General features: G+C 73.7%; 5 protein-coding genes. 3 read left to right on the plus strand and 2 right to left on the minus strand.

Annotated elements, in window-relative coordinates; translation table 11 throughout:
• A partial coding sequence (locus I59_RS09545; protein ID WP_031273516.1) for a cysteine desulfurase family protein occupies nucleotides 1–1071 on the plus strand: 1071 nt, incomplete at its 5' end.
• Between the two features lie 102 nt (nucleotides 1072–1173).
• Nucleotides 1174–1467, plus strand: a complete 294-nt coding sequence (locus I59_RS09550; protein ID WP_022903676.1) for a hypothetical protein — start codon at nucleotides 1174–1176, stop codon at nucleotides 1465–1467.
• 326 nt (nucleotides 1468–1793) lie between these two features.
• Here I59_RS09550 and I59_RS09555 read toward each other — a convergent pair whose 3' ends face one another.
• On the minus strand, nucleotides 1794–2258 hold the full coding sequence (locus I59_RS09555) for an MSMEG_6728 family protein (RefSeq protein ID WP_022903677.1): 465 nt from the start codon (nucleotides 2256–2258) through the stop codon (nucleotides 1794–1796).
• A gap of 95 nt (nucleotides 2259–2353) precedes the next feature.
• On the opposite strand from I59_RS09555, the gene I59_RS09560 reads away from it, so the two are divergent.
• Nucleotides 2354–2950, plus strand: a complete 597-nt coding sequence (locus I59_RS09560) for an NAD(P)H-dependent oxidoreductase (RefSeq protein ID WP_031273517.1) — start codon at nucleotides 2354–2356, stop codon at nucleotides 2948–2950.
• 138 nt (nucleotides 2951–3088) lie between these two features.
• On the opposite strand, the gene aroQ is transcribed toward I59_RS09560, so the two are convergent.
• On the minus strand, nucleotides 3089–3541 hold the full coding sequence (gene aroQ / locus I59_RS09565; RefSeq protein ID WP_022903679.1) for a type II 3-dehydroquinate dehydratase: 453 nt from the start codon (nucleotides 3539–3541) through the stop codon (nucleotides 3089–3091).
• Nucleotides 3542–3752: the final 211 nt, after the last annotated feature.

Below are 3752 nucleotides of genomic sequence, written 5' to 3' on the forward strand. Positions count from 1 at the left end.
CTGACGGGGACGTTCGGGAACCCCTCGTCGACGCACGGGGTCGGCGACGCCGCTGCGCGGGGTCTCGCCGACGCCCGCGCCGCGGCCGCCCGGGTGCTCGGGTGCCGCCCGGCGGAGGTCGTGTTCACCACCGGCGGGACGGAAGGGGCGAACACGGCCGTGAAGGGCATCGCGCTCGCAGCTCCCCGGGGACGGCACGTGGTCACGAGCGCGATCGAGCACGAGGCCGTGCTCGAGAGCTGCCGGTACCTCGAGCGACACCACGGCTTCGACGTGACGGTGCTGCCGGTCGACGGGGACGGCGTGGTCGACCCGGAGGTACTCGCCGCGGCCCTCCGACCGGACACCACGCTCGTGTCGATCGCGCACGCATCGAACGAGGTCGGCACGGTCCAGGACGTCCGAGCGCTCGCGGCGGTCGCTCGCGCGGTCGGCGCCCGCTTCCACTCCGACGCGGTGCAGTCCGCGCCGTGGTTGCCGGTCGGGCCGTCCGACACCGACGCCGACGCCGTCTCGCTGTCCGGTCACAAGCTCGGTGCGCCCAAGGGCACCGGCGTCCTCGTCGTGCGTTCGGGGACGCCGCTGGAGCCGCTCCTGCACGGGGGCGGGCAGGAGCGGGGGCGGCGGTCGGGCACGGAGGACGTCGCTGGCGCGGTCGCGGTCGCCACGGCGCTGACGCTGCACGCGGGGGAGCGGGCGGACGCGGCGGACCGGGCGACCCGGACGCGCGAGGCCGTCCTCGACGGGGTCCTCGCCGCGGTGCCCGGGTCGATCGTCACGGGCTCGCGGACGGCCCGGCTGCCGGGGCACGCCTCGTTCTGCTTCCCGGGCGTGCACGGCGAGACCGTGCTGCTGGAACTGGAGCAGCGCGACGTCGTGTCCTCCTCGGGGAGCGCGTGCGCGGCTGGCAGCACCGAGGCGTCGCACGTCCTCACCGCGCTCGGGCTCGACGAGGACACCGCGCGGTCGGCCGTGCGGTTGACCTTCGACGAGACGCTCACCGAGGCCGACGTCCCGCTCGTCGTCGAGGCGGTGCGGGACGCCGTCGCCGCGGTGCGCGCGCTGGCCTGACCGACCGCCCGGCACCTTCGCAGAGTGTACTAGACGTTCTACTCCATGAGTGGGGACGTGTCCCCCCTTTTGCGGACCGCTGAAGTGCGTCAGGCTGTCCTCATGGCAAACGCGATCACGACTCGGGTCCGGCGGGAGGACCGCTTCCGGGCAGTCCAGCTCCTCCCCGCCCCCGCGACCGTCCTCGCGCTCGTCGTGGCCGCCCAGCACGACCTCGGCGCCGGACCCCTCGGGGTCATCGCCGTCGTCGGCGCCCTCGCGACCGTCGGGAGTGCCCTGCTCCCGATGATCCGGCCGGCCTGCGACCGAGCCGCCGCCCACGGATCCGAGCGCCGGTCGATGCCCACACCGACCGAATCGGACCGGTACCGAGGGGACACCGAACACCCCCACTGAGGTACACCACTGCCCGACCAGCACCGCGACGTCCGTCCCCCTGTGGGCGCGCGGTGCACCCAGCCGGACGCGAACCCCTGATCTGCGTCCGGCGCGGGGCACGGCATCCCCCTGTCGTCGTGCCCCGCCGCACACCGCGATCCGCCGTGGGCGTGGCGTCGATCCCCTGGACGACGCCGTCCCCTGACGCCCACGGCGGGCCGGTGTCGCCCGTGCCCGCGACGCATGCCGCGGGACCGCCTGACCGCGCGCTCGTGCCGCCCGCGTCAGTCGCGAGCGCCGTCCGTCATTCGCGAGCGCCGTCCGTCATCCGCGAGCGCCGGCCGTCAGTCGCGAGCGCCCGCCGCGACCGTTCCCGGCCAGACGTACGGCAGGTCGTCCGGGTCGTCCGGGAACAGCGGCCGGTAGTGCTCCGGCGCCTTCTGCAGCAGCTTCGACCGGTGTGACCGGTGCAGCTCCTCGTCGTCGTTCCACGGCGGCACCGCGAACCGACCGGACGCGTACGCCTCGAGGTCCTCGGGCACGAGCGCCAGGTCCGCCACGGTCTTGTCACGACAGGTGTCCGGGTGCCCGCGCTCGACCCAGACCGCGCAGGTCGCGTCCTGGTACGCCATGAGCGCCGGTCGGTACCCCCGCCACATCGCGGTGACGGGGTGGTTCTGCCACCCGTACCCGGGGATCGTCAGCGCACGCATCACCTGGAGCGTCTCGACCCGCTGCTTGCCGAGTCGTCGGTCGTCGAGCACCTCGGCCGAGGCCCGGAAGTCCGCGAACGGCAGGAACGTCTGCATCGACCCGACCGTACGCGCCGCGCTCTGGCAGTGCTGCCCGACACATGCCGTCACACGCGCACCTCGGGCCCGCCCCGCGTGTGAGCATCGACGGCATGAGCGGAGAACTCGTCGTCGGCGTCAGCGGCAGCCCGTCCGACCCGTCCCGGACCTCGACCCTGGTCGCGGCGACCGTCGAGCGGCTCGGGCAGGAGATCGAGGACGCTCGGACCGAGACCGTGGAGATCGGCCCGCTCCTGGCGGACCTCGGCGCAGCCGGCTCGCGGGAGGCCATGGCGCCGGCGACGGTCCGCGCGCTCGAGCTCGTCGAGTCGGCCGATGTCCTCGTCGTGGGCAGCCCCGCCTTCCGCGCCGCCTACTCGGGCGCGTTCAAGCTCTTCTTCGACTGGGTCGGACAGTACGACCTCGTCGACACCCCGGTGCTCCTCACGGCGACGGGTGGCAGCGACCGGCACGCCCTGCTCGTCGAGCACCAGATGCGGCCGCTGTTCGGCTTCTTCCAGTCGACGACGCTGCCGCTCGGGGTGTTCGGCAACGAGCGCGACTTCGCCAAGCGCGAGGGCGGCTACGACATCGCGAGCGTCGACCTCGAGCTCCGCATCGACCAGGCCGTCCGGCGGGCCGTCCCGATCATCCGCGGGGGCTTCGCCACGGCCGGCATGCCCGACGTGCGCCGTCCCGCCGAGTTCTAGCGGGTCGCGGTCCGCGGGCCGCGGGCCGCCGGCGGCGCCGCCGGACGCCGTCCGATGGGCGGGGTCGCTCACCCGTGCCGCCGCGACCATCAGGCGGACGGGAGGTGCGGGCCGGGCCCGCACCGTGCCTCCAGGCCGTCAGTCGGTGGGGTCCGCCACCAGCGACGCGACGTGTGCGACCGCGAGCCGGTACCCGTCGGCTCCTGCGCCGGCGATGACCGCCGTCGCCGCGGTCGCCACGTGGTCGACGTGCCGGAACGGCTCGCGCTTCCACGTGTTCGACAGGTGCACCTCGACGACGGGCACGGTGAGCGCCTCGACCGCGTCGTGGAGCGCCACCGACGTGTGCGCGTAGGCCGCGGGGTTGATCACCACCCCGACGAAGTCGTCGAGCGCCTCGTGCAGCCACTCCACGAGCTCGCCCTCGCGGTTGGTCTGGCGGAAGTCGGCCTCGAGCTCGTGGACCGCGGCCTCGGTGTGCACGATGGCCTCGATCTCGGCCAGGGTCGTCGTGCCGTACTGCGCCGGGTCGCGTCGGCCGAGGATGTCGAGGTTCGGGCCGTTGAGCACGAGGATGCGCGGGGCGGTCATGGGTCCGAGCCTAGCGAGCAGGCCGGGCGGGTGCCGGTACCAGCAGGAACATGCGCTGGCTATGTGAACGGTCACAAATCGGTGTACCGTCTCCGTCCGGGCCGGCGGAGTTGTCGGCTGCAACACATCGACGTGGAGTGTGAATGGTTCTCGCGGCAGCGAACAGCGGGATCCGGCTCGACTTGGGCTGGGTCGACTACTTGATGATCAT

This window comes from Curtobacterium sp. B8 (assembly GCF_000333315.1).
In the GTDB taxonomy this organism is placed as follows: domain Bacteria; phylum Actinomycetota; class Actinomycetes; order Actinomycetales; family Microbacteriaceae; genus Curtobacterium; species Curtobacterium luteum.

Excerpts from the sequence above, each read along its gene's own strand:
- I59_RS09550 (WP_022903676.1), top strand. The coding sequence starts at position 1,174 with ATGGCAAACGCGATCACGACTCGGGTCCGGCGGGAGGACCGCTTCCGG.
- I59_RS09555 (WP_022903677.1), bottom strand. The coding sequence starts at position 2,258 with ATGCAGACGTTCCTGCCGTTCGCGGACTTCCGGGCCTCGGCCGAGGTG.
- I59_RS09560 (WP_031273517.1), top strand. The coding sequence starts at position 2,354 with ATGAGCGGAGAACTCGTCGTCGGCGTCAGCGGCAGCCCGTCCGACCCG.
- aroQ (WP_022903679.1), bottom strand. The coding sequence starts at position 3,541 with ATGACCGCCCCGCGCATCCTCGTGCTCAACGGCCCGAACCTCGACATC.